Raw genomic sequence first — 25,908 nt, 5'->3', positions numbered from 1 at the left:
TCTACACTAATTAAATATAAATTAGTGTATCAATGCTTATCTTCAAGTATATGTTTCACTGCATCTAAATGGCTCATACCTTGAGATACAAGTTTATTCATTTTGCTTCTTAGATCTGCATCAGTAAAGAGTAGGGTTTGTAAAAACTTATCAAGTACAACTCTTCCTTTAGTTTGAACTTTATCAGTCATAATAAATATCTCTCCATACTCTCCATCAGCCGGTGCTGTATTATCCATTAGTGCATATGCATAAGGTGAGAGGTTGAAAAAACCAGATTTTTTGATTTTTTCTCTTGAGGTACTTCGTTGCATTAAAAAGAAATTCCAAAAAGAGTTTTCTATGATTACCCTTCCAACCTTACTAACACTATCTCCACCATATAGGTCCTCAAACCCTTGAGTTCCTAATAACATCGAAGCACCATGTTTTCTAAATCTCCTATATGCTTGCTCTACGAATATTTCAACATGTGCAGATTTTCCAAGGAACTTGTGTGCTTCATCCATGATTACGATATTTTTTCTATTATGGTTTGATTTGTTTTTCTCTTCTAAATAGATCTCTTTAGAAATTTGATATGTAAGAACCATCAAAATAGGATTTAGTAGGTCAGGGGAGTTTTCAAGTGAACCACATTCAAGAACTACAAAGTCATTTCCAAAATTGATATTACTTTTGCCATTGAAAAATTTACCATACATATTGTTTGATTGGTAAATCGATAAGTGCTTGATAAAGTCAATTAGTCTATCATCATTGTCGTGATCCGTAGCAACTATTTTTAATTTTTCAACAATAGTATCTACATCACTATTTGGTCCATATTCATCATAACTTGCATATATAGCTTCTAAAAGGTAGGTTTTCATAAGCTTCTCAAGTTGCTCTGACAACTGTCTCTCTTTTGGTAATCCCATCATAAGATACAAACTTGAAATAAACTCTATATATTCATCAAGCATTTCTCTATTTATCATTGAAGTAAAAGGGTTGAGAATAACTTTTGAATTTTCATTGAAGTCCAGGTATTGTCCATTAAAAACTTCACAAACTTTTTCGTAAGAGCCACCAATATCAATGATCCATATTTTGTTACCAGATAGATAGTAATTAAGAGCAATCCACTGCATCCATACTGATTTTCCTGAACCCGTCATACCAATTACAAATGCATTAAATCCACCTGCTTTATTAGCAAATAAATCAATTCCAAAAAGTTGCCCTTTTGGTGAAATCATAGGAACTTGCGGATTTGTGCCAAGCCATTCTGCTGATACTGGCATCATGCTTATAGCATTTTCACTAAATACTACTCTACCTCTTTTTTCAGATAGAAACTTTTGTATCTCCATATCAAATCCAAATGGAAGCATTGTGAGTAGGGCAGGGAACAAAACATATTTATCCTCTTCCATAGCAAATGTGAGGGTTTTAAAATATGATTTGAATTGACCTGCTAAGTTGTTAAGTTCTTCTGTAGTATTTCCAAAAATTGCAATTTGAAATGAGATGTAGTAGGGTGCTGCACCTTTTTGCATTGCATCCATTGCAAAGTTTAAATCCCTATGGATATATTTTAGTTTTGGAAATAGGTTGTAAGGCATCTGTTGTGAGCTAGTTAGTGCTGCTCTTCTAGTAATTTCAGATTTAGCTTTTTCGCCTAGTTTTACGACATTTAGAGTAATCAAAAATGGTGATGCATGATTTTGATTGTTTATAGCATCACCGGCATACCTAATAACATCAAATATCCCTAACTCTTCAGGATACTCTCTTACACTTAGTGTTTTGACATGTAGTTCATCAACTATAAGCTCATTCTCTTTTTGCACTATCTTATTGTCATTGGCAAATATGAAGTTATTTATATCGCTTCCATCCCATTTTGGAATATCTCTTAAATCATGATTCATATTTAAAATCTCATAGTAAAAAGCGATTGCTTTATCTGCATCCACAAGTCTTGGGTTTAAGTATGCTTGTTGAAGAGAACCAATGAATTGGTCTTTTGCTTGAATTAGTTCACTATACTTTTTAAAAAGTTCTGATTTATCAAACTTATCAGTGCCTTCATTATCTTTTGTAAATAGGGCTTTAAAATCAAATGACATTAGCTTTGAGAGTAGGGTAGGTTTATTATCTTTACCACCAACTTTAATACTTATTAAAAGTCTAAAGTTCCTTATGGGTGCTCTAAAGTTATTACTGATTTGAGATTTTATTTTACTTTCTAAAAACTGTTTATAGCTGTAAGCTATATCATGGCACAAAGGATCATTAAATGCTCTTTGTTTTTGTACATGCCAATTATCTACAATGCCAGTTACATTTGGGCTAGCAAGTAGCATTATTTGAATCGCTGTATTATCAGGTAATATAGATAGTGCAGATGAGATAGCACTTTCAACATTTTTATCTACACCCATAAGAGGTGAGCACTCTACTAATATCCCAAATCCATCATCGTTAGTTGCAAAAATTCCAGTATTTGTCTCGAAATCTCTAAATGGTAGATATTTAGAGATACTTTCTCTATCTGTGATATTACTCCAGTCCTGTACAGTTGAAAACATCTATTTTTCTCCTAGTGAAGTACCAAAGAAAATCTCTTTTTCATTTGGCTTTGAATTTTGAAATGCACACTTAATAGCATGGTCGATAAATGCTGATTTCATTTTTTTGTGAGTTAATTTATTGATAATTGACATTGATTCGTTGCTAATAAGCACTTGTAATTTATTTGAATTATTTGTTTTCCCTTTCACGATTATCCTAAAAGTTTTTTCCAAATTTTAGCAGATAGGTTATGTTTTGTGATTAATAAAACTTACAAATAAAAATATACTATTTAGTATTTAATTAAAAATACTTACAAAATAAATCACAAATATTTAAAAATGATTTATAATAGCAATAATGTATTAAATTTTGTAAGGATTATAATGGACTACAAGAAAGATAACTATGCTTGTTCCTATACTGAAATAGCAGAACGACTAAATTTAACTAGAAATCAAGTTATTGCAATAGAAAGAAGAGCAATGAAGAAAATAAAAGAGATTGTAAATAAAACGAATAAACTAAAAGATTACACAGAAATATTTGTAAATACTAAGAAATACACTAAATAAATATATTATAGATTATTTTTATTCCCTAAGAAGAGCCATTTAATTTGGCATTAGAGTTAATGAAGATATGAAATAAAACAGTATTCAAAATTTGGAAACAAACAAAACAAGAAAATTTATATTTTAATTTATGTCCCAACTATTGATTTTGTGTCCCAAAGTGGATATAATAAATTTTTGAAAGAGGAAAACTATGAAAAAAAAGAATGTATTAAATTTAATAAAGTACCATGCAGAAAAAAATGAAACAGCTTTCAGAAATGAAGCATATGAAATAGCAAAATATTTTGACAAAAGCGATGATTACCAATTATCAGAGTATATAATGGCTCTGTTATCAGATACAAATACATTTTCACCTCAAATAGATGCTAATGAAAATATGTTTGTAAAGAGAATGGAAACATCAAATAATCCATTACCACTGCCAAATTCAATTAAGGATAGTATATTAGGCGTAATAAATGCTATTGGACATAATGCAGGTATTAATAAATTTTTATTTGAAGGACCTCCTGGAACAGGTAAAACTGAGTCAGTAAAACAAATAGCCAGAATACTTGAACGAGAATTATTTATAGTAGATTTTGACTCTGTTATAGACAGTAAACTGGGACAAACTTCTAAAAATATATCCTTACTTTTTAAAGAGATCTCTTCAGTGGCAAATCCAGATAAAGTTGTTATTCTTTTTGATGAGATAGATTCTATAGCAATAGATAGAATTAATTCAAATGATTTAAGAGAAATGGGTAGAGCTACTTCTTCTGTTTTAAAAGGATTAGACAGCTTAAATAATAATATTGTCTTAATTGCAACTACTAATTTATACAAAGCATTTGATAAGGCATTATCTAGAAGATTTGATGCAATTATTGATTTTAGCAATTATACAAAACAAGATCTTATTGAAGTAGGTGAAGCTATTTTGAATGATATGTTGCAGAAGTTTAAATATGTTGGAAGAAATATGAGATTATTTAAGAAAATACTTGAAAGTATGGATGTAATACCATATCCTGGAGAACTTAAGAATCTTATAAAGACTTCAATAGCTTTTAGTGATTCTAGTAATGAATATGATTATTTAAAAAAACTATATGTTAATGTTACTAAATCTGATGAAAGTATGGATTTAAAATACATGCAAAATAAAGGCTTCACTGTTAGAGAAATTGAAATTTTGACAGGAATATCAAAAAGTCAAGTTTCTAGAGAGTTGAAGGAGTAACAGTGAATAACCTATTGGAATTAAAAGGAAGATTTGAACAAGCATCTAGATTAACAGATGGATTTGGTGCACCTAATTTACCTGCAAGCCAATCTGTAAGCGTATCAAAATTACAAGACTTACTGAAAAATTTAAAAGAGCTTAGGGAGTACTGGAATAGTCAAACCCTACTTCCTGGAGCACTTATTTCAGTACATTATATTAAAGTTGCCGCAAAAAGCAATAGGATACAAGCTCTTTTAGGAAATAATTCAAATAGACCTAATAGTTCTATAGTAGGTGCCAAATTTTCACTTGATGCTTCTCCTAAGCATATTATTACACATTATGTATCAAGAGATATTTTGAATGAATCGATACGGAGACTAACTGATAGTATTAATATTTTAAATCAACAGTTTAATGGAGAACTTGACCATGATACAATTGATAAAATAAATCAAAAAAAGATTCCTTATATTCATAAAACAATTTTCAAAACAAGTTTTCTTAAAGTTATTGTAGATGCATATTATGTTGAAAAGTTTGACTTATCTATAGAAGATGCAATGTTTGAACAAGATGCAATTATTACTATATATAAAACAGATGTAAAAACAACACAACTTTTGGAAAAAATAGGAATAAATATTCTCTCTAGCCGTATTATGGATGAAACAACTATCTTATTGAGACCTGATGAACTAGAAATTTTAAGGACAAAAGCTCCGTTTCTAATATCTATGGCAGTTAGTGATTTATCTGAAATTTCAAAAGATGATTTTGATTTTATTGAAGATGGTCTTATCACTATCGACTCTCCTAAAAATGAGCCAATAATTGGAGTGATTGATACACTATTTGATGAAAGAGTATATTTTTCAGAATGGGTTGAGTATACCAATATGCTCTCTAGTGATATACCTGTATCTGAAAGTGATAAAGAACACGGTACAGCAGTTTCATCTATAATTGTAGATGGTCCTACTTTTAATCCTCATTTAGATGATGGATGTGGTAGATTTAGAGTTAGACATTTTGGAGTAGCTAGTGGGAAAAGTTTTAACTCATTTACCATATTAAGAAACATTAGTGAAATTGTAGCTGCAAATAAAGATATTAAAGTATGGAATTTATCCTTAGGTTCAAAGCTCGATATTAATCCTAATTTTATATCTCCAGAAGCAGCTATTCTAGATAAGATACAATTTGACAATGATGTTATATTTGTGATAGCTGGAACAAATTTATCTTCTGGAGAAACTGTAATTAGATCTATTGGAACACCTGCTGATTCAATAAATTCCATAGTCGTAAATTCTGTAGATAAAGATAATAAACCTGCTTCATATAGTAGAAAAGGACCTGTGTTGTCATTTTTTATTAAGCCTGATATTAGTTATTATGGTGGTGATTTAAAAAATCCAATGAAAGTTTGCACTCCAAACGGAGAAGCATTTGTAAAAGGAACTTCATTTGCAGCCCCATGGATTTCTAGAAAACTATCATATTTGATCAATGTACTAGGATTAAGCAGAGAAATTGCCAAAGCACTGCTTGTTCACTCTGCTACTACTTGGGATAAACAACAAAGTGATCCAACACTTGTAGGACATGGAGTCGTGCCTATACACATCAAGGATATTGTGCATAGTCAAGATGACGAAATACAATTTGTTATTCAGGGTATTTCTGAAAAATATAATACATATAATTACAAGCTACCTGTTCCTGTAGTTAAAGATAAACATCCTTTTATTTCAAAAGCTACACTTTGTTATTTTCCTGCATGCTCTAGAAATCAAGGTGTTGACTACACCAACACGGAACTTGATATCTCTTTTGGAAGACTCAATGGTGCAAAAATTAAGACTATCAACAATAATTATCAAATAGATGAATTTAATCATTACACATGGGAAGAGGATGCTCGTAATTTTTTTAGAAAATGGGATAATATAAAACATATACGAGAAGTATTAACGGGAAGAAATGGGGAATTGAAAGCTTACGACAATCATTTGTGGGGTCTTAGTCTTAAAACAAAAGAACGGCTTGAAGAGAGATATGGAGATGGACTGAAATTTGGTATCGTGATAACATTAAAAGAGATCAAGGGAGTTAATAGAATTGAAACATTTATTCAAAATGCTCAACTTAAGGGCTGGCTAGTAAATCAAATAGATGTTGAAAATAGAATTGATATATTCAATATTGCAGAAGAAGAAATTGAATTTGAATAATTTATTTAAATTTGATTGTTAAATTTTTTGAGAGGAGGTAAAACAATATGGGATTAAAACCAGGACCAAAGCCTGTTGCAAAATCAACTGGTAAACTAGATCAAAGACGAAGAGATAACAAAAGTACACCCGGTAATAAGTCAAGCTTAAAACCATCAAAGAGTTCCAAAAAATAATAAAAAGATTTTCTGATTATTTAAATTTAGTTAGATTAGTAATAAAGTGGAGGGAAGCAGTGCAAATATCTCATAGACATCATTATGTTCCTAAATGGTATCAAAAAAGATTTATGCTACAGGGGCAAACTTCATATCATCGTCTTGATCTATTTCCTGAACAAATTAAAACACCAAATGGCAAAATTATAAAAAAAGCTGAAATTCTTCATAAAGGAGTAGATAAGTTCTTTTATGAGATTAATTTGAATACGACAAAATATTTTGATATTGAAAATGATGATATAGAAAAGTATCTTTTTGGTGAGATTGATGCAAAAGGAACTCAAGCAATTGATTCAATGGCTTCACCAAATTGGAAAAGAAGAATTCACAATCATATCCTAAATTACTATGAGTATATGGATGCACAAAGATTAAGAACGCCAAAAGGACTAGCTTGGATAAAACAAATATTACATGCAAAAGACCATAATGATGTGCTTTATAAAATGCAAACTATACGTCAAATGCACTGTACTATGTGGGCAGAAGCATCAATGGAGATTGTTAGTGCAGAAAACTCGTATGTGAAGTTTATCGTCAGCGACAATCCTGTGACTTTATATAATTCTTCTTTTTATCCTAAAAGCAAGCAATGTCTTTTTCCATTTGATCCTGGAATTGAGCTAAAAGGAACTAGAACTATTTTTCCATTGGATCTAAATCATTGTGCAATACTTACAAATCTAGAATATGCTCGTAGTCCTATAAAAGCTACTGAACCAAGAACAAATCCAAGATTCTTTGATGATACCATCATTAAGTATGATGATATTATCAAAGAACGATATTTAGATAAACAACAGGTTTTAGCAATCAATTATATACTTAAAACAAGAGCACATCGTTATATTGCTGCAGCAGAAAAAGAATGGTTATATCCTGAACGATTTTTGAAGAGAAAAGATTGGCGTGGACTTGACAAAGTTTTTATATCAGAAGCAAAAAACTTTAACCTTCTTGGTCGTGGAGGAGAAATATTTGTTGGAGGCAATGATGGAAAATTGATTGTAACACAAGATGAATATGGACGAAAACCTAAATCTCAAAAAGAATGGGATGAAAAAGAAAGACATGCTCAAGAAATGCATGAACATCTTATAAAACTACTTAAAAAAGAAAAATATATCAAAGTAATCGATTAAAGACTAGTAAGTAGATTTTTAATTTAAAATATAGGAAAGTTTTACTCAATGTATTTTATACACAAAAGAATAACTTAACAGATGAGTATGTAATATCAGAAGCTTTTGGTGGATATATTTGTATTTTGATTTACTATAGACAACTATTATAAAAATTTTAGTAGAATAATAAATGGAAATCAGAACTCCACCCGTTCTCGCCTTTTATGGTTTGGCAAAACTGATATAAATTCAAGTAAAGTCACCTTTTGGTTATATTGACTTTTACTACTAATGAGAACAAGTAGTCATTTTAAAAGTCAAATATGTCAATAGGAGATTTATATGAATACTACAAACACACAGCAATTACCATCAATTGAAGAGTTTAAACAACAAGCTAAAGAGCTTAAAAAATCACAAAACTTTGAAAAACTTGGACATGCTCAAAATGCTTTGGCAAAAGAGTATGGCTATAAAGACTATAGGGCTATAAAATCAGTTTTAAAAAGTGATGATGTTCAAAACAATGATATGCAGCCACAAATTTTAACTGCTGCACAATTTGAACAAATGATGAAAGAACAAATCTTCTCAAATAATAATCCAACAGTTAATTTTAAGAAAAAGCACTATTTTAAAAATCAAAAAAATATTGTAGATGGAATTGCTATAGATCCAATATTACCAGATGATTTTTGGAATACAGCTCATGAAGATAGAGAAAAAATTGAACTTGATGAGTGGTGGGAAAGACCTTTTATCGTAACTCAAGGTTATGACGAAGAGAGCTATGAAGAGTACTACTCAAGAATGAAGCCATATTACGATGATCTTATAGCTCATTATGGAGAAGAAAAAACTACATACAAAGTTGAAATCGAAGATGAGTTTAATACAAGAGTTGCAGAGCAAAAGAAAAATTGGTTTGATGCATGGCCAACAGGAATAAGATATGATGTTTATATTTTAGATGGTGGAGCTTGGGATAGGCCGACAAGTAAAGCTAAAGTTGGTAGTTTGGAAGAAGCTTTGGAGATTGCGAAGGATTGGTTGTAGTAATTAATTTAATAATATGTAGATATTGTAAGTTATAGTAAGCTATAATATACAAAAAATTGTATAAAAGGCTTTGATATGATTAAAAATATATCATTCTCTAATTTCTATTCGTTTTATGAAGAGACTTCTGTATCATTTGAAGTGAGCCAAAAACCATCAAAGTCACTTTATGATGTAAATCTTGAGAATAATAGACTTAATAAAGTAGTATCTGTAATAGGAGCAAATGGTTCTGGTAAAACTGGACTAATAAGACCTTTTGCATTTATTGGATGGTTTATTTCTAACTCATATATAGAATTAAAGCCAGATGATTTAATTCCTTATCATCCTCATAGTTTTTATAAAGCTGACAATACTATATTTTCAATCAATTTTATTCTTGCTGGTATTGAATATAAATACAATTTGACTTTAAATAAAAGTCAGGTTCTTCATGAATCCCTTTATGAAAAAACAAGTAAATTATTTAGCTACATATTCATTAGAGAGAGAAATAGTATTGATGAAGAGTTTGAGTATAAGCAAAAGAATTTTGATTTTCAAGTGAAAATTGCAAATAAAATGAAAGATAATGCTTCTATTATATCAGCTGCATTTATGAATGATAGTGAAGATGCAAAAAAATTCATTGATTTTTTTGGTAAATCTTTTGTATTTAATGTCACATTGAGTGGCAGAGAAAATTATAGTGAACAGGGCTTAATAGATAGTGCTAAATATTTTAAACAAAACTCAAAAAGTTTAGAGCAGATGATAAAAATCATTTGTGAATTAGATTTAGGTTTAAATTCTGTAGAACTTGATGAAGTTGAAATAAAGACACCAGAGGGTCAATTAGAAAAAGTATATTTACCAATTGGTGTTCATGGAGAGAATGATAAACAATTTAAATTGCCATTTTTTGAAGAGTCAAGCGGAACAAAATCTTTATTTGTATTACTAAGAAGATTACTTCCTGTATTGCAAAATGGAGGTTTGGCGATTATTGATGAGATAGATAACGATTTACATCCACATATGTTGCCTGTTATACTAGAGCTTTTTAAATTTGAACATACAAATCCTAAAAATGCTCAAATTATTTTTACTTGTCATACTCCAGAGGTTTTAAATATACTTAAAAAACATCAAGTGTATCTTGTAGAAAAAACTGATCTTCATAGTGAAGCTTGGCGATTAGATGAGATGAGTGGTATTAGGGTAGATGATAATTTATATGCAAAATATTATGCAGGTGCACTTGGTGCAACACCTAATATTTAAGTAGTATTTTATGGCTAAAAGAATTAAAAAAGTAGTTGTATCTACCCTTATCATTGTCGGGGAAGGTGCTTGTGAAAAAGCTTTTTTGAGTCATTTAAAACAACTTTTTTCAAATAATACAAACCAAAAAGTCAAAGTTGATTCTGCTGATGGTGGATCACCTTATGACATTGTAAATACAACTGTTAAAAAGACTAGACATATTGCATATGATAAAAAATATATTCTTATGGATAGTGATATTGTTATTGATGAAAAAACAAAAAAATTAGCAAAAGAAAACAATATACATATAATTGAATCAATCCCTCTTTGTTTAGAGGGAATGTTACTAGATGTTTTAGGACAAAAAATTCCACCAACTTCTATCCAATGTAAGAATATTTTGCATCTTCAGTTATCGGGTTCTTCTACTGATAAAGATAGCTATAGTTCTTTATTTATGAAGAGTTTATTGGAAAATAGCAATGTTACATCTATGAAAGAGTTAGTTGCTGTTATGAAAAATCAGTGAGGATTCTCACTTCAAAAAATAAAGTTAATAGTTTAGAAGAAACTTTGGAGATTGTAAAGGATTTATTGAGTTATGAAAATGATTTATAAATTCAAAATATCTAATTTTATATAATATTTTGAATATTTCATGTATAATATTTTCAATAACTACTAAAAAAGGATAGATATTGATAGGTAGAGAAAAAGAAATTGCACTTTTAAATAAACTTTGCGATACTGAAAATAGTAAGCTTGTAGTTGTACATGGAAGAAGAAGAATCGGTAAAACCTACCTTATTAACTATATGTTTAAAACCAATCGTGATGACTGTATCTTTTTTGAATACACAGGAAGTGATAATCAAGATGCTGATACCCAAAGACTCAATTTCATAGAAGCTATTTATGATTGGTTTAAAGTTGAACCTACAAAGCCTATAACTACTTGGGCTGAGGCTTTTATATTTTTAAAAAGAACTATAGAAAATGAGATAGCTCAAAAGAATCATCAAGGCAAAGTGGTAATATTTATAGATGAAGTTGCTTGGATAGACAATCATAATAAAGCTGGGTTTTTAAGTGCTTTTGGACATTTTTATAATACCTATTGCCAAAAAAAGCAAAATGTGATCACTATACTTTGTGGCTCAAATGCTTCTTGGATAAAAAACAAAATCTTAAAAGACACCAAAGGACCACTTTATCAAAGGGTTGATTTAGAGATACCGATGCTTCCTTTTACACTCAAAGAAACAAAAGAGTATCTTATAAAAGAGAAAAAGTTTGATATCGATAACAAAAGTGCAACTGATATCTATATGATACTAGGTGGAGTGGCTAAGTATCTTAGCTTTTTAGATTCATCACTATCTATATCTCAAAATATAGATCATCTATTTTTTAATATCTCCGCACCACTTTTTGATGAGTATGATGCACTTTTTAAATCACTCTTTTATGATAAGCATGCTTTCCATAGGCAAGTGATAGATATTTTGTGTTCTAAGCAATCTGGCATGAGCATAACAGAACTTGGAAGTATTATCGATAAAGAACAAACTGATCCAACAAATAAAAGGCTAAGAAATGCTATCTTTGAGCTTATCGATACAGGGTTTATAAAACCACTCAATAAACTGCACAATAAAACAAGAGAAACAAAATATATCATAGCTGATCCATTTTGTCTATTTCACTACAAATGGGTAAAGGATCTTAGTAAAAATGATATAGTCTCTATGAAAAATCATTTTACAAATATTGTATCATCACCTAGTTATATTATATGGTGTGGTTTTGTTTACGAAGCTGTGATGATGATAAATATTGATCTATATCTACAAAAGCGTGGATTATCAGCACTTTATAAAAATATCACCTATTGGCAATATATTGCCGATCCAAATATAGAAGATGATAAAGGTGCACAAATCGATATGGTCATAGAATATGAAAACAATATCTATGACATAGTAGAGTGCAAATACTACAATGATGAATTTACCATAACCAAAGAGTACGCAGAAAACTTGCGAAATAAAGTAGCAAAATTTAAAGAGCATGCCATAAAACAAAAAATAAGATACGATCTAAAACTTGTGATGCTCACCACCTATGGTATAAAGAAAAATAGCCATTTTAATGCTCTTAATATAGCTAGTGATATTACTTTAGGTGATTTGCTTGATTAACGAAATATATTCTTATTATATATTAAAAGGATTGTTTATCGTGACAGTTTTTATTTAAAAATAGCTATTGTTTAGTAACGATAAAAGAAGGAGAAGTTTTGATGATAATACAGCAGTTAGAATCCAAAATTAAAGCTTTACCATATGATAAAGTTTTTCCTTTTTCTTACATTGATATTGAAGGTATTTCTATTGATACACGTCGTCAATATTTACATAGATTACATGAGAGAGGTTTAATTTCAATAGTAGATAGAGGTCATTTTACAAGAATAAAACATTTTAATGAGTATTTGTTTGTATATGGTTCATTGAAGAAGGGTTTTGATAATCATAGACTTTTATCTAAATCAATCAAGAGAATAGGGAAAGCTCAAACAATTAAAAAGTTTGGAATGTTTGAAGATAGTTTTGGAAATTATCCATATTTAATACCGCAACCAATATCTAAAATAGAAGGTGAATTGTATCAAATTAATAGAAAAGAGATACTTGATGAGATTGATGAGTTTGAAGGTGCACCAGATTTTTATCAAAGAGAAAGAATAAAAGTTAAAACGCATAAAGGTGAAAAGATAGCATTTGTTTATATACGAAAAGATGCAGATATTCCAAAAGATCAGAAACCTTTGAAAGTTTGGGAAAATAATTCAGAATATAAAATTCAAAAGTTTAATCATTTTTTAGAAAGATTAAACTAAATGGCAAATCAAATATTAAAAAATATATTACTTTTCAACTTAATCTTAGTACTTAGATAGTTGATTCGAATTTTATATTAAATATGTATGGAAATTGCAGTGCTAAAAAAAGATACTAAGAATATTTCTAAGAGATTCTTAAAATCGAATCAAAAATATTATAATAAACTATTAAAAAAATTGTTAGCAAATAATGAATTTAGGCTCTTTGAATCTGTACGACCTGTGGTATATTATAATCATAATGAGTACATGGAAGATTGTTTTAGATATTCTCTTGATGGGAGTGGTTTTATAATTAAACATGCAAATGCTTACTTATTTCTGACTGCAAGACATGTTTTACATGGTAAATCAAGTATTCACAAAACACTTGAATTTTCACATGATATTGATATTATTATTCCTAGATATTTGTTTGGTAATTTTGACTTAAAAGATGAAACTTCGAGACTTAATTTAAATTATGTTTATTCTATGCCTATACCACATGAACTATGTAATTCATTTGAAAAAAAAGATGAAGCTAGTTCAGAGTTTAATGATATGTTTTTTTCAAAAGAATCTAGGGACATTTCAATTATAACTCTTACTGAAGATTTCTTAGAGAACTCTATACAATGGCAACACCAAGCAGGAAGTAATGATTTAAAAGACTTAGGTTATTTGTCATCAGGGGACACATTAGTTTCTATTGGTTTTCCTAAAAAGTTTAATCATATTATTCCAAATGAAGAACAGCAAAACTCATCCATGCAAATAGCAAGATGTGTTTTATTTGGTAAGTGTATAGGAACTGATGCCGTAGAAGGGCTTATGAGAATTGATTTTAGTTGCAAAAATTTAAAAAATATAGATGGGATGAGTGGAAGTCCAGTTTTTAAACTTGATGATGAAAAAAAATTAAAGTTTGTTGGCATGGTAATTTCGGCTGATACGAAAAGTGGTAAATGTTTAAGATTTTTAAATGTCAATTGGTTAAATATTTATCTAATGCAAACAGATTTAGCATTTCCTTATTCTTCTCAAGGGCTTGAAACATTAGAGCAAATAGCAAATAACTATATAAAAGATTTAGAACATTTAGTAGGTGAAGACAATGTTGTTAGAAAAGGTGATAATGTTATATTATCACTCCCTCATGGTGAATTTTATTCTTTCCATAAAACTCATTCAATATATTACATGGTTGTAAAGCTATTATTTAATACAAATGCTTATAAAAGTGAATACATTTATAAATTAACGAATATATTAAATTTTACAAACAAATTAGAAGATGGCTACGCTATTTTGAAACAAAATAAAAATAAAATTAATGTAGATTTAATTGATAATCTTGATCAAATGCTACATGACATTGATTATTTTGAAAATGGATCATTTAAGTTAAATGAAATCAAAAAATTATTTTTAGTTTAATTGGATTGTGAAAGAACGCTTGAAATACTTATTTAGTTGACTTTTTTGCATGAATTTGCTAAAATTTGGTATTAAAACAAGAAAGGATACCTATTGTTAGTTGATTTTAAGGTAAAAAATTTCTGCTCAATTAAAGAAGAACAGCTTTTAAGCATGGTAGCTTCTTCACAAAAAGAGTTTGTTGATACACATACTTTTTTGCCTACAACTTCAAAAAATTTGTCTTTGGTAAAAACAGCAGCTATCTATGGAGCAAATGCTGCTGGTAAGTCAAATATTTTAAAAGCACTTGATGCGATGCAAGATATTGTACTGGAGAGTGCTTCAAAGTACCAAAGAGGGGATAGAATTCCTATCAAACCATTTCTATTTGATAATGAGGTTAATGAGCCAACAGAGTTTGAAATTAATTTTATTTATGAGGGTATTAGGTATCAATATGGATTTGCTACTACAAGTGTAAGAATTACAGAAGAGTGGCTTATTGTATATCCTAAAACAAGACCCCAAAACTGGTTTGCTAGAGCTTATGATGAAGAAACAAAAGAGTATAAATGGCAATTTGGAGACAAATTAACAGGTCAGAAGCAAGTATGGAAAGATTCAACAAGAAGTAATGCATTATTCCTTTCTACTGCGGTTAGTTTGAACAGTGAACAGTTAAAGCCTGTATTTGATTGGTTTGCGGATAAATTAAAAATTACAGGTGTTTCTGGTTGGAACCCACTTTTTACTATGAGAATGTGTGCGGATGATAGTTATAAAAAAGAAATTTTAAAGTTTTTAAAAACAGCAGATATGGATATTGAAGATATTCAGGTAGAAAAAGAAGATTTTGATCCATCAAAGCTTCCTGAAGATATGTCTGCGGAGATTAGAGAAGATATTATAAAAGAGATGAAGGGTAAAGAAGTTATTAAAGAAGCTAAATTTTACCATTTAGACAATTATGGGAAAAAAGTTGCTCTTGATTTTGATGATGAGTCAGATGGAACTAGAAAACTTTTTTCTTTTATCGGACTATGGATTGACTCATTGGAAAATGGCAATGTACTTCTTATCGATGAACTTCATGATAATTTTCACACTTTAATGGTGAAATTTTTAATTGAGATGTTCCATAATAAAGATATGAATAAATCTGATGCACAGTTGATTTTTACAACACATGAAACATCAGTGTTAAATCAAGATACTTTTAGAAGAGATCAGATTTGGTTTTGTGAAAAACGAAATAGAGCTACAAACTTGTATCCATTAACTGATTTTAGCCCTAGAAAAGGGGTTGAAGACCTTGAAAAAGGATACTTGTCTGGAAGATATGGTGCGTTACCATTTTTTCAAGATATAAGTATGGCTATGGGGAAATAACTCATGGGTACGGATGATCTATTTCATAAGCGTAAAGCTACAAAAGTAACACAGCTTCAAAGAGCTAAAGAGAGCAGAGAGCCTTATGACAAAGTGCTTATAGTTTGTGAGGGAGAAAAGACAGAACCTCATTACTTAATGGCATTGAGAGGTCATTTAAAACTGTCTCAAGCAAATATTAAAATAGATCCAAATAGTGACTCAAGCCCTACAAGTGTAGTGAAGTATACAAAAGAATTGATAAAAGAGAGTCCTAAAGATCCTTATGACCATGTGTTTTGTGTGATAGACAGGGATAGACATGCTGATTTTGATGCAGCAATTGCTCAAATAAATGGATATAGAAATAAAGATACAAAGCTTCATGCCATAGTGTCAAATCCATGTTTTGAGTTTTGGATATTGTTGCATTTTGACTATACAACAAAACTGTTTGGAACAAGCGGAGATAGCCCTTGTATGGATCTAATCAAGAATAATTTGAAAGTATTCATTGAAGATTATGAAAAAGGCGATAGGGCGATTATGTTACCTATCATAAAGTCTGGGCTTGAGATGGCAGTAGCAAATGCAAAAAGAGCAAATGAAACAGCTAAAAGAAACGGTACTGATAATCCGACAACACAGATGGATGAGTTAGTTGATTATCTCAAAGATTTAAAAGATGAGAAATAATATGGCAATTTTTAATATTATTGAACCATTTTTAAAAAAGTTTGTAAAATTACTTAATTTTACAATGGGATAATATTCTCAATAGAAATTAAATACAAGGAGTTGATAGGGAATAAAGATAAAATCTAAGATAAATACACAGATGATATATGGTTATAAGCGTATAACCTGACGGCAATCAGGTTATTTGGTTACGCTATGCGTATAAATTAAGTGTTATCAAGCTAGTAAGTTTAAAACAATTAATCTATAATGTTTTTGATCAGACAGATTATAGTTGATTGCAGATTATATAAATATAAAACGATTGTATAGTCAATGTACTTTTTTAAGCTCATTACTCTTGGTAACACTATTTAGCTAGAAAGGATAATAGATTGGCTAATGAAGTTACGAGGTATATAAAAAAAGAAGTTGAAAGAGAACTTTGGGCAAGAAGTGCTGGTAGATGCCAGTTTGAAGGTTGTAATAAAATTTTATTCAAATCTTCAATTACGCAAGAAAGAGTAAATATCGCACAAAAAGCTCATATATACTCTTTTTCAGAAGAAGGTCCTAGAGGATGGGGTCCATTTGTTTTTAATAAAGATGCGTTAAATGAAACAGATAATTTAATGCTAATGTGTCATGAATGTCATGTCAAAATTGATAGAAATGAATCTAAATATCCTGCAAAAATGCTTCAAGAATGGAAGCAAAAACACGAACAAAGAATTAATGTTGTTACAGGTATTGAAACAAGTAAACAATCTCATGTAGTGTTTTATGGTGCTAATATAAGTGATCAAAAATCACTAATACAAAAAAATGAAGCAATTGCTGCGATGTTTCCAGATAAATACCCTGCAAATGAAAATCCTATAACATTATCTATGCAATCTGAATTGAAAGATAATGATAAAGATTTTTGGAATATTGAATTAAAACATTTAGAAGCAATATTTACGAAATATATTGAACCTAATATTGAAGAAAAAGATCCTGGAGATTTTTCAATATTTGCTATGGCTCCAATGCCTTTATTGATAAAGCTCGGTAGTTTATTTACAGATAAAATATCAGTAGATACATATCAACCAATTAGAGAACCAAAAACTTGGCGATGGCAAGAAGAGCCTAAAGGTTTTGAGTTTATTGTAACAAATGATGAAGAGTATGAAAAAGAGCCTGTTCTTATTCTCTCATTAAGTGGAAAAATCTCAAGAGATAGAATTTATGAAGTTACAGGTCAAGATGTAAATATATGGGAAATCACAGTTCCTGAAAGCTTTTTACATAATGATTTTATGAGGTCAAAATCACAACTCTCATTATTTCGTAAAGAGCTTAGAAAACTCATGGTTCAAATAAATGAGAAACATTCAAAAAAACCGCTAAAAATTTTTCCTGCAATGCCAATATCGTGTGCAATTGAATTAGGAAGAGTACGAATGCCAAAATCAGACATGCAGTGGATCATTTATGACCAAAATAACAAAGCTGATAAATTTATTGAAGCTATAACTATTGGAGAAGCCAAATGACAAAACAACAAGAGACACTAATTTTAGAAAATATTGTAGAGCTATTAGAGCTACCTGATACTGCTTATAAAAAAGCAAAAGAGAGATATGAAGACTTAGGTGAATGGTTCGGGAGAGATGAGTCATTATTTAAAGATAACGATGTACATGTATTCCCCCAAGGTTCATTTAGACTCGGAACAGCTATAAGACCTCTTAACAATAATGAAGAGTATGATTTGGATTTAGCTTGTAATATCAGGGATGGTATTTCAAAAAGTACACACAGCCAAAAAGATTTAAAAGAGCTTGTTGGGAAAGAACTTGAATTGTACAGAAATGCTAGAGGAATCAAATCAAAAAAAGATGAAAAGAGAAGATGTTGGAGACTTGAATATCAAGACTCACTAAGCTTCCATATGGATGTTGTTCCTTGTATTCCTCTTGATGAATCAATATCAAATTTGATTTATGAGGATATTTATGGAAACTATGTATCTGATGAAAACTTGTCTAGGAAAATTTCGAGCAAGTCTGTTTCAATAACTGATACTGATAAAGAAAACTATCCAAAAATTGATAGTGATTGGAATATTAGCAATCCAGAGGGATATGCGTTATGGTTTGAAGCAATGATGCAAAAAAATCAAGCTACACGATTGTTAATGGAAAAGGCTCAAGTTGATAAACTGCCAAGCTTTAATCAAAAAACAATTTTGCAAAGAGCTGTACAGCTGTTAAAAAGACATCGAGATAATATGTTTAAGGATAACGACGACTCAAAACCAATTTCAGTTATTATTACAACTCTTGCAGGGCGAGCATACAATGGGGAAGAAAATTTAGCGGATGCCTTAAAAAATATTCTTGATAATATGGATAAGTATATAAATAAAAGTGGTAAAAAAGTCCCCAACCCAACGCACCCAGAAGAAGATTTTGCAGATAAATGGGATGATGCATCATATGCTCATTTAAAATTGGAAGAGAATTTTTACCTTTGGTTAAAGTCCGCAAGAAGAGATTTCGCTTCAATGACTGGAAGTGATAATAGTGGATTTGATTCTGATTTAATATCTGAAAAAATGAACTTGTCATTAAACTCTATCGATAAAATAGGAACAATGTTAGGTTTAGCTGCTAGTTCAGCTTTTTCAAGTAATTATCATATTAAAAAAGAAGATACTGCTAGTCCATGGAAAAAATCTTAGATGAGTTTAATAAGTAAAATTAAGCTGGAAGATTTTTTAGATAAGCATAGATCTATGTCTATTAGGCCGTCAAAAAATGATGGCTTAATAGTTGAAGGTAAATTATATTTTACTGCTAAAACTGATGGATACAGAGAGGTTGAAGATTTTTATAAAATACGAATTAAAGTTGCAAATAATTTTCCGTTTACAATTCCAGAGGTTGAAGAGATAGGAAATAAAATTCCTCGTAAGGAAGAATATCATATCAATCCAGATAATACTTTATGCTTGGGTTCGCCGTTAAGACTATTGTATTTATTGAGTAAAAATAAAACTCTTGAAGGTTTTGTAGAATATTGTTTGATTCCATATTTATATGGAGTTTCATTAAAAATACAAGATGGCGAAAAATTGGTTTTTGGTGAGTTGGCACATGGCGAAAAAGGTATCATAGATGAATATGAAAAAATATTTGGTATCAAAGGAAAAGATTCTATAAAGCAGGTAATAAAATTGCTTTCAATGAAAAAAAGAATTGCAAATAAACAACCATGCCCTTGTGGTTGTTTCAGTAGATTAGGTAAATGTAAATTCAAGTTAAATTTTAAAATAAATGAGTTTAGAAATTATTCATCTCGTAAATCTTTTTTAATCAAACACAACAGTTTATAAAATTGTTGTGTTTTCATTTGCATACTTAACAATATCAACCCCATATTTATCTCTAACTTTGAGCAATTTTTCATTTAAAGAGGCAAATTTTAAATCCTTTTCGTAGTCAATTAAACAAAAGGTTTTATGGTTATGAGCACCTGCAAAATTAGAAGCACTTATAGCAATATAATGGATTTTATAACTTAAGTGATTGTCTAGTTTTTTAATCATAGATTTTGCTAAATCTATCAAAAATCGTTCATTAAATAGTCTGTTTTCCGTAATAGATTGAGAGTTTTTTAGTCCATATTCATATCTGATTTTGAAGTAAAAAGTTGTTGGATTAAGTCCCATTTTTGCAATAGTATAACTTAGATATCTTGCTAGTATCATGACTCGTCGATACACTTCATTTCTATCTATTATTGCTTTAAAGTTTCTACTAATACCTATACCTCTTCTATCACTGTAGGGGATCACTTTTTCATTATCAGTCCCACAAATTCTATGATATAAATCTCTACCAGTTTTTCCATATGAGTAGAGTAGGTTGGGGCGGTCTCTAAGTTCTCCAAGTGTTTTAACTTTGTAGTAATCAAGTTTTTTTGAAATGGCTCTTCCAATACCTGGAAAATCATTTACATTGATATTATTAGTATATTCATAAACTTTTTCTTGGGGCAGGGCGATTACTCCAAATGGTTTTACGCAATCTGTTAAAAGCTTAGCAATCCATTTACTTTTGCTAGCTCCAATAGTAATAGGTAAATCAAATTTCTGCATAATCTCATCACGAAGCTCTGTTATAAACTCTAAAGTATCTTCATCTTTTATCCAGCCATTCAAATCTCCAAAATATTCATCAATACTATAGGTTTCTAAAACTGGAATTTTAAGCTCTAAAAATGCTTTTAGCCTCTGAGAAAGCTCTACATAAAAGAGATGATCACTAGGTAAAATTATGAGGTTAGGACACATGTGAATTGCATCTCTTAGTGGTGTTCCTGTTTTTATACCATAGGGTTTACATTCATAGCTTTTTGCAATTACAATGCCATGAATTTTTCCATTTTCATCAATAAATTCGTCTCTCCACTCTTTTAAAATGTTATTAACATTGTAGGAATTCTTGAACTCTAAGACACTATTAAAAGCTCCATTATTTCCAACAATTACTCCTTCTTTTTTTTCTTTAGAGAAGATTCTTTTATCACTTCCTTTAGCAACAACAACATTTTTCCCTTTTAAAAATGGATATCTAGTTCTTTCCGCAGATACAAAATAGCAATCCAAATCTAGGTGTATTTTCATATAGTTTAACTCCAATAAAGTATTAATTGAATAAAATATAACTAATAAAAAGGTTTATACTTAAATAGTTGAAATATATTCAACTAATTTTGGTTCTTAGGAGTAATATGGACATTAATGAGATCATAGAAAAGCTAAAAGATATTTTGAGTTCAGAACATCCAAATAGAAAAATATTTGATAAAGATGTAGCTTCAGCACTTGGTATGTCAAAAGAATCTCTTAGCCATCTAAAGAAAAAAAATGGTGTTCCTTATGAACAAATTGCAAAATTTTGTGCAAAAAGAAAAATCTCAATCAATTGGATTTTATTTGAACAGCTACCAAAATCATTAGAAGAAGAAACCGAAAAATATACAAGAATAAAACATTTTACAAGAATTAATGCGAGTGCCGGCGGTGGAAGTTTTAATTATGATGAGGATTACGAGTATCTAAGTATTGATAAAAAACTACTTGATTCTCTTTATAAATCAAATAATTCAAATCCAAATGCAATAGCAGCTTTAAATGTTATGGGTGATTCAATGGAGCCGACATTGCTTGATAGGGAGGTTATATTATTTGATAAAGATGACCTTGATGTGAGCAAAGGGGGAATATTTATTGTTTCAACAAATGCAGGATTATTTGTAAAAAGAGTTGCATTGAAAGTTGATGGAGCACTAGAATTAATAAGTGATAACCGAAGTTATAATAGTGAGATTATAGTTCCTGATGAGTTAGATGCAATCAGACTTTTAGGTAAAGTTATAGGAAAAGTGGCACTTGTTTAATAGGGCAGAGGAGAGTGCAAAATCTGCCCACTTATAGTTCAGTTACCATCTCTTCTGCTTTAATTTTTTTTCTCTTTTTGGGGATAGGACGATTCGTCAAAATTTGAATAAATGTTTCAATTGAGAGGATATCACCTTTTCTTTGCATAGAAATTTTCTCATCTAAAGCCAGATATTGAAAGGCTTCATCAATGTTTAAATCTGAATATTTTGCCCGTAAATTGGTTATGTATTTATTTTGTTTTATCCTTCTTAATTTTGCTCTGATGTTTTGTTTGTGTTTTTTATAATAGTAATTTGTCGCATAACTTAAACCATTGGGAATAGGTTTGTTTTTCTTTTTCAATTTATACTCTAAAAGATTATGCAATTTTCTATATGAGAGTTCCTCTTCCTCTTTTGTAATTTTGTCTTTTGCTTGTTTGTATAGCATTGTTTTGATAGTAGTTTCTATTTTAGAATTTTTATTTTCATCCATAATTACTCCTTAGAATTATTTCTTGAAATTTTAGTATATTTATTTTGATTTGTGATTACTAGTTGAAAAATTTTCAACTTCTGAAATGAGTACTATTTAGCTATGCCTATATAGTATATATACTGTGGTAACGAATTAAGGTCAGAAAATTGGCTCAAAGTAGGTACTAATTAAAATTTGGAAATATAGATCAGGACTGAAATTTACTAAATCACAAAACGAATATTTTTTTATATGATTACAAATCAAAATAAAAATTAAGGATTTTAAATGGCTTCTAAAAAAAGTGTATTGGATATGATAAAAGCTGAACACAAAGAGAATATTCAAAAAAGCAATGAAACTAAAACTATTGTTATCAAATTGAATATTGAAGATTTTAAAGTGTTCGATGCAATATGTTCAAAATACAATAAGTCAAAACAAGAACTTATTGTAAAGGCTTTAGAGAATGAAGGGCTTTTTGATAAAGCAGAAGTAGAAGAGTCAACATTCGAGCAACCTATGAACTAGTTTCATAGGTATAAAGTTAAATTACTTTATCAAAATGAAAAAGTTTTTATAACCTTACCAATGATATTCAATTTAACCAGTTGTTCTTTAGAAAGCTCATTAGCAACTGTAAATCCAATATAGTTATATGCATAATCACCATCAATTTTAGTAAAAATATTTACAGCAGATACAGCATCATTTGTATTGATTAAGTAAGAACCGTTACCATCAAACTTGTTTATATTTTCATCGTAGAGCATGATGTCATGATTTAACTCAATTGCTTTTAAAGAGTTACCGGCAGATACTCTAGGAAGTCTTACATAGTCGTTACTATTGTAAAGTTTATAGTTGTAAAATTTATTGTTGTTTTCATGGGGAAGTACAGTGCTATCATCTGATGCTTTAAAGTCTTTATCAAAGAATAATTTATCTAAAGAGTATCCTGTTTTTTCACAGTAGCCAATAGCAGATTCAAATGGAATTTTAGATCTCATCTTCATTTGTGCTAAAGTATCTGGTCTTAGCTCCATTGCAAGAGCAAGTTGTCTATCGTTCTTTTTATTTTCGATAGAGCGAAGTCTTAATATGAATTCTTCATAGGAATATTTCTCATATTTATACATTTATAATCCCTTCTCGTAGCCGAATATCGTTTATTATAACATAAATAAAGACGAAAAAGCTCTTTATCTAGTCTAATATTTAAACGAATAAAGCTTTTTGTAATCAATTTTATAAAATATAGCAATATATAATCACAAAATACAAAATATTTTATATCATTTTGGAATTATAAGCCGGGAGATATAAAGTGTTGACAGATGAACAAAAAGAAGTTATTGAATGTTCTAAGCATTTAAAACAAAATGAAATTTTAAAAATAAATGCTTTTGCAGGAACAGGTAAAACAACTACTTTAATAGAGATTACCAAAGCCAATGAAAATAAAAAATATCTCTATCTTGCATTCAATAGCTCAATAGTAAAAGAAGCAAGAAAAAAGTTTGGAACTAATGTTGATGTATATACTTTACATTCACTAGCATATAAAGCTTTTGAGGATAAACCAAAAATCAGAACTAATGATTATGACATGTTAAGCATACAACAAATTTTAGGGCTAAGTGATGCAAATTTAAGTATTTGTAGTGACATTGTAAAAGTATTAAAAAGATTTTGCCAATCAGATGTGAATCAAATTATTGAAATGCGTCAATATTTTGATAAAGCTCATTCATCAGTTTTTGAGTATGCCAAAGTTTTGTGGGAAAAGATGGATAAAAGAGAAATAGAAATCACTCATGATTTTTATTTGAAACATTTTTCAATGAATCATAAAGCCCTTGAACTTTTGTCTGATGCATATGATGGATTTTTACTAGATGAAGCTCAAGACAGTAATCCAGTAACTATTAAAATATTCAATGCTTTAAAAGGACAAAAAATTTTAGTTGGCGACAAATATCAACAGATTTATCAATTTAGAGGAAGTCTAAATGCAATGGAGATGATTAAAGCTAAATATGAGTTCTTTTTAACACACACTTTTAGATGCAGTGCATCTGTAGTAGATGAAGCAAATAAAGTTTTAAAAAACTATTTGGGTGCAAAAAATTTTCTTTGTTCAAAAAGAAAAGCTGAAGCATTCGAGATAAACAATGTAGCTTTTATTGCAAGAACTAATGCTACACTGATTGAATTAATAGATAATTTTAAAGATGAAAAAGATGGTATAAATATTACACGAGATGTTAATGAAATTTTCAAAACCGCTATTAATTTATTTTATTTCATCAATGAAGAGAGTGATAAATTATCTAAAGAGTTTCAGTATTTAAAAAAGTTTAGTGATGAGGATGAATTAAAAGACTATATAGAGGATTACGATTTAATAGAACTCAAAACAAATTTGAAAATTGCCAAGAGATATAAAACATATCTTTTTACACTAAAAAAAGAAGCTACTTCAAAAATCTCACCTTTATCAAATATAGTATTAACAACAGCTCATGCAAGTAAAGGTCTTGAGTGGGATAGTGTAGTTTTAATGAAGGACTTTAAAGATTTGGATACAGTTGATGAAGATAAATTAGTAGAAGAAGCAAATTTACTTTATGTAGCAATCACTAGAGCCAAATATGAAGTAAGTTTTTTGAGTGATGAAGATGAGTAATAGTTCAAGTTTTTTAGTTGAAAAGTTAGCATTACAATATGACATTGATCCATATACAGCAAATATTTGTATTCAAGAAGCTCTATCAAAGATTTTAGAAAAAGAAGTGATAAGCACAGATAATGGATATGCTTATTACAGCACAGCAAGATCTATATTTGTGAATGTACGAATTACCAAGAGCATGACAAAGAGAATCAAATATTTATTTGAAAAAGAAGTAAGGAGTCTTAAAAACAAAAGGCTAAAAGATATTTATTATATGCCTAGAGAATTTAAAATATTTAAGTGTAAGGTGATTTACCAAAATGTAGATTGGTTTGAAATAGTAGAAGTAAAAAATCAAATAAGAGGTCGAGTATATTTTGATAATTTATTGACAACTGATAATGTTAGAGTTACAGATGAGATAGAACTAAAATTAAAGTCACTGATTAAAAGAAAAGGGTATTTTGAAGGAGTTTTTACTAGAAAAGAACCACTTATATACACTAAAATAGTGTATTCTTATATTGAGAAAAAATTGATCCAAAAAATCAAAATTGATTTTAAGGCTAATTCAATGGTTATCAAATTTAAAAATCTTGAGGATTTATACACTTCTGATATGCGAGAAAAGCTATATGGACTGAAAAGTTGCCTTCCTTTTAAAATACTTACAAAGTAATATATATAATCACAAAACAAAATTTAAGAGATATAATTAGCAAT

At 29.4% G+C, this 25,908-nt stretch carries 24 protein-coding genes; 19 read left to right on the top strand and 5 right to left on the bottom strand.

The genetic code is table 11. From position 1 onward, the window contains the following. Positions 1-29: 29 nt before the first annotated feature. Positions 30-2,576 (bottom strand): TraC family protein, encoded by a 2,547-nt coding sequence (locus AC6H4V_RS12295; protein ID WP_497607952.1) that lies wholly within the window; start codon positions 2,574-2,576, stop codon positions 30-32. Next, a complete protein-coding gene (locus tag AC6H4V_RS12290) occupies positions 2,577-2,768 on the bottom strand; it encodes a hypothetical protein (RefSeq protein WP_497607951.1) in 192 nt (63 codons plus the stop codon). A gap of 177 nt (positions 2,769-2,945) precedes the next feature. Between AC6H4V_RS12290 and AC6H4V_RS12285 the strand changes: the two genes are divergently transcribed. From AC6H4V_RS12285 to AC6H4V_RS12215, 15 genes are all read left to right on the top strand, one after another. Beyond that, the gene (locus tag AC6H4V_RS12285; protein ID WP_497607950.1) at positions 2,946-3,134 is read left to right on the top strand and encodes a sigma factor-like helix-turn-helix DNA-binding protein; all 189 of its coding nucleotides are present in this window, start codon (positions 2,946-2,948) and stop codon (positions 3,132-3,134) included. Between the two features lie 193 nt (positions 3,135-3,327). Continuing rightward, on the top strand, positions 3,328-4,365 hold the full coding sequence (locus tag AC6H4V_RS12280) for an AAA family ATPase (RefSeq protein WP_497607949.1): 1,038 nt from the start codon (positions 3,328-3,330) through the stop codon (positions 4,363-4,365). Positions 4,366-4,367: 2 nt separating this feature from the next. Further along, a complete protein-coding gene (locus tag AC6H4V_RS12275) occupies positions 4,368-6,587 on the top strand; it encodes a S8 family peptidase (RefSeq protein ID WP_497607948.1) in 2,220 nt (739 codons plus the stop codon). Between the two features lie 235 nt (positions 6,588-6,822). After that, positions 6,823-7,950 carry a DUF4238 domain-containing protein gene (locus AC6H4V_RS12270; RefSeq protein ID WP_497607947.1) on the top strand — a complete coding sequence of 376 codons (1,128 nt, stop codon included), beginning with the start codon at positions 6,823-6,825 and terminating at the stop codon, positions 7,948-7,950. A gap of 324 nt (positions 7,951-8,274) precedes the next feature. Next, the gene (locus AC6H4V_RS12265; RefSeq protein WP_497607946.1) at positions 8,275-8,988 is read left to right on the top strand and encodes a hypothetical protein; all 714 of its coding nucleotides are present in this window, start codon (positions 8,275-8,277) and stop codon (positions 8,986-8,988) included. A gap of 78 nt (positions 8,989-9,066) precedes the next feature. Further along, positions 9,067-10,257, top strand: coding sequence for an AAA family ATPase (locus AC6H4V_RS12260; RefSeq protein WP_497607945.1), 1,191 nt, complete (start codon positions 9,067-9,069; stop codon positions 10,255-10,257). Positions 10,258-10,267: 10 nt separating this feature from the next. After that, positions 10,268-10,771: a hypothetical protein gene (locus tag AC6H4V_RS12255; protein WP_497607944.1), complete on the top strand. Its 504-nt coding sequence runs from the start codon at positions 10,268-10,270 to the stop codon at positions 10,769-10,771. Positions 10,772-10,940: 169 nt separating this feature from the next. Further along, positions 10,941-12,443 carry an AAA family ATPase gene (locus AC6H4V_RS12250; RefSeq protein WP_497607943.1) on the top strand — a complete coding sequence of 501 codons (1,503 nt, stop codon included), beginning with the start codon at positions 10,941-10,943 and terminating at the stop codon, positions 12,441-12,443. Between the two features lie 101 nt (positions 12,444-12,544). Further along, positions 12,545-13,144, top strand: a complete 600-nt coding sequence (locus tag AC6H4V_RS12245) for a gamma-glutamylcyclotransferase family protein (RefSeq protein ID WP_497608071.1) — start codon at positions 12,545-12,547, stop codon at positions 13,142-13,144. Positions 13,145-13,231: 87 nt separating this feature from the next. Beyond that, the gene (locus AC6H4V_RS12240) at positions 13,232-14,566 is read left to right on the top strand and encodes a hypothetical protein (RefSeq protein ID WP_497607942.1); all 1,335 of its coding nucleotides are present in this window, start codon (positions 13,232-13,234) and stop codon (positions 14,564-14,566) included. A 93-nt stretch (positions 14,567-14,659) separates the two neighbouring features. Further along, the gene (locus tag AC6H4V_RS12235; protein ID WP_497608070.1) at positions 14,660-15,937 is read left to right on the top strand and encodes an AAA family ATPase; all 1,278 of its coding nucleotides are present in this window, start codon (positions 14,660-14,662) and stop codon (positions 15,935-15,937) included. A gap of 3 nt (positions 15,938-15,940) precedes the next feature. Further along, a complete protein-coding gene (locus AC6H4V_RS12230; RefSeq protein WP_497608069.1) occupies positions 15,941-16,612 on the top strand; it encodes an RloB family protein in 672 nt (223 codons plus the stop codon). A gap of 377 nt (positions 16,613-16,989) precedes the next feature. Continuing rightward, complete coding sequence (locus AC6H4V_RS12225; protein WP_497608068.1) at positions 16,990-18,135, top strand: SAVED domain-containing protein; 1,146 nt, start codon at positions 16,990-16,992, stop codon at positions 18,133-18,135. After that, complete coding sequence (locus AC6H4V_RS12220) at positions 18,132-19,325, top strand: nucleotidyltransferase domain-containing protein (protein WP_497608067.1); 1,194 nt, start codon at positions 18,132-18,134, stop codon at positions 19,323-19,325. Before AC6H4V_RS12225 ends, AC6H4V_RS12220 begins: the two co-directional genes overlap by 4 nt. Further along, positions 19,326-19,979 carry a hypothetical protein gene (locus AC6H4V_RS12215; RefSeq protein WP_497608066.1) on the top strand — a complete coding sequence of 218 codons (654 nt, stop codon included), beginning with the start codon at positions 19,326-19,328 and terminating at the stop codon, positions 19,977-19,979. Here AC6H4V_RS12215 and AC6H4V_RS12210 read toward each other — a convergent pair. Then, the gene (locus AC6H4V_RS12210; RefSeq protein ID WP_497608065.1) at positions 19,974-21,272 is read right to left on the bottom strand and encodes a DNA polymerase Y family protein; all 1,299 of its coding nucleotides are present in this window, start codon (positions 21,270-21,272) and stop codon (positions 19,974-19,976) included. The two genes, AC6H4V_RS12215 and AC6H4V_RS12210, sit on opposite strands and share 6 nt — an antisense overlap. Positions 21,273-21,379: 107 nt before the next feature. On the opposite strand from AC6H4V_RS12210, the gene AC6H4V_RS12205 reads away from it, so the two are divergent. Further along, positions 21,380-22,048, top strand: coding sequence for a LexA family transcriptional regulator (locus AC6H4V_RS12205; protein ID WP_497608064.1), 669 nt, complete (start codon positions 21,380-21,382; stop codon positions 22,046-22,048). Positions 22,049-22,079: 31 nt separating this feature from the next. Here the strand turns inward: AC6H4V_RS12205 and AC6H4V_RS12200 are convergent, their stop codons facing one another. Continuing rightward, positions 22,080-22,526, bottom strand: coding sequence for a hypothetical protein (locus AC6H4V_RS12200; protein ID WP_497608063.1), 447 nt, complete (start codon positions 22,524-22,526; stop codon positions 22,080-22,082). A 270-nt stretch (positions 22,527-22,796) separates the two neighbouring features. Here AC6H4V_RS12200 and AC6H4V_RS12195 point away from each other — a divergent pair, with 270 nt between their 5' ends. Further along, on the top strand, positions 22,797-23,039 hold the full coding sequence (locus AC6H4V_RS12195) for a hypothetical protein (RefSeq protein WP_497608062.1): 243 nt from the start codon (positions 22,797-22,799) through the stop codon (positions 23,037-23,039). 29 nt (positions 23,040-23,068) lie between these two features. On the opposite strand, the gene AC6H4V_RS12190 is transcribed toward AC6H4V_RS12195, so the two are convergent. Beyond that, positions 23,069-23,647: a hypothetical protein gene (locus AC6H4V_RS12190; RefSeq protein ID WP_497608061.1), complete on the bottom strand. Its 579-nt coding sequence runs from the start codon at positions 23,645-23,647 to the stop codon at positions 23,069-23,071. Between the two features lie 191 nt (positions 23,648-23,838). On the opposite strand from AC6H4V_RS12190, the gene AC6H4V_RS12185 reads away from it, so the two are divergent. Continuing rightward, positions 23,839-25,197: a 3'-5' exonuclease gene (locus AC6H4V_RS12185; protein ID WP_497608060.1), complete on the top strand. Its 1,359-nt coding sequence runs from the start codon at positions 23,839-23,841 to the stop codon at positions 25,195-25,197. Beyond that, positions 25,190-25,864 (top strand): hypothetical protein, encoded by a 675-nt coding sequence (locus tag AC6H4V_RS12180; RefSeq protein ID WP_497608059.1) that lies wholly within the window; start codon positions 25,190-25,192, stop codon positions 25,862-25,864. Before AC6H4V_RS12185 ends, AC6H4V_RS12180 begins: the two co-directional genes overlap by 8 nt. The last annotated feature ends 44 nt before the right edge of the window (positions 25,865-25,908 follow it).

The organism is Sulfurimonas lacustris (genome assembly GCF_059705355.1).
Note: the sequence above shows the minus strand (reverse complement) of the source record. Positions and strands in the feature narration are given on the sequence as shown.

Coding starts and splice junctions, on each gene's coding strand:
- AC6H4V_RS12190 (WP_497608061.1), bottom strand. CDS start 23,647: ATGTATAAATATGAGAAATATTCCTATGAAGAATTCATATTAAGACTT.
- AC6H4V_RS12255 (WP_497607944.1), top strand. CDS start 10,268: ATGGCTAAAAGAATTAAAAAAGTAGTTGTATCTACCCTTATCATTGTC.
- AC6H4V_RS12230 (WP_497608069.1), top strand. CDS start 15,941: ATGGGTACGGATGATCTATTTCATAAGCGTAAAGCTACAAAAGTAACA.
- AC6H4V_RS12260 (WP_497607945.1), top strand. CDS start 9,067: ATGATTAAAAATATATCATTCTCTAATTTCTATTCGTTTTATGAAGAG.
- AC6H4V_RS12215 (WP_497608066.1), top strand. CDS start 19,326: ATGAGTTTAATAAGTAAAATTAAGCTGGAAGATTTTTTAGATAAGCAT.
- AC6H4V_RS12280 (WP_497607949.1), top strand. CDS start 3,328: ATGAAAAAAAAGAATGTATTAAATTTAATAAAGTACCATGCAGAAAAA.
- AC6H4V_RS12245 (WP_497608071.1), top strand. CDS start 12,545: ATGATAATACAGCAGTTAGAATCCAAAATTAAAGCTTTACCATATGAT.
- AC6H4V_RS12180 (WP_497608059.1), top strand. CDS start 25,190: ATGAGTAATAGTTCAAGTTTTTTAGTTGAAAAGTTAGCATTACAATAT.
- AC6H4V_RS12200 (WP_497608063.1), bottom strand. CDS start 22,526: ATGGATGAAAATAAAAATTCTAAAATAGAAACTACTATCAAAACAATG.
- AC6H4V_RS12195 (WP_497608062.1), top strand. CDS start 22,797: ATGGCTTCTAAAAAAAGTGTATTGGATATGATAAAAGCTGAACACAAA.
- AC6H4V_RS12240 (WP_497607942.1), top strand. CDS start 13,232: ATGGAAATTGCAGTGCTAAAAAAAGATACTAAGAATATTTCTAAGAGA.
- AC6H4V_RS12285 (WP_497607950.1), top strand. CDS start 2,946: ATGGACTACAAGAAAGATAACTATGCTTGTTCCTATACTGAAATAGCA.
- AC6H4V_RS12210 (WP_497608065.1), bottom strand. CDS start 21,272: ATGAAAATACACCTAGATTTGGATTGCTATTTTGTATCTGCGGAAAGA.
- AC6H4V_RS12205 (WP_497608064.1), top strand. CDS start 21,380: ATGGACATTAATGAGATCATAGAAAAGCTAAAAGATATTTTGAGTTCA.
- AC6H4V_RS12220 (WP_497608067.1), top strand. CDS start 18,132: ATGACAAAACAACAAGAGACACTAATTTTAGAAAATATTGTAGAGCTA.
- AC6H4V_RS12295 (WP_497607952.1), bottom strand. CDS start 2,576: ATGTTTTCAACTGTACAGGACTGGAGTAATATCACAGATAGAGAAAGT.
- AC6H4V_RS12265 (WP_497607946.1), top strand. CDS start 8,275: ATGAATACTACAAACACACAGCAATTACCATCAATTGAAGAGTTTAAA.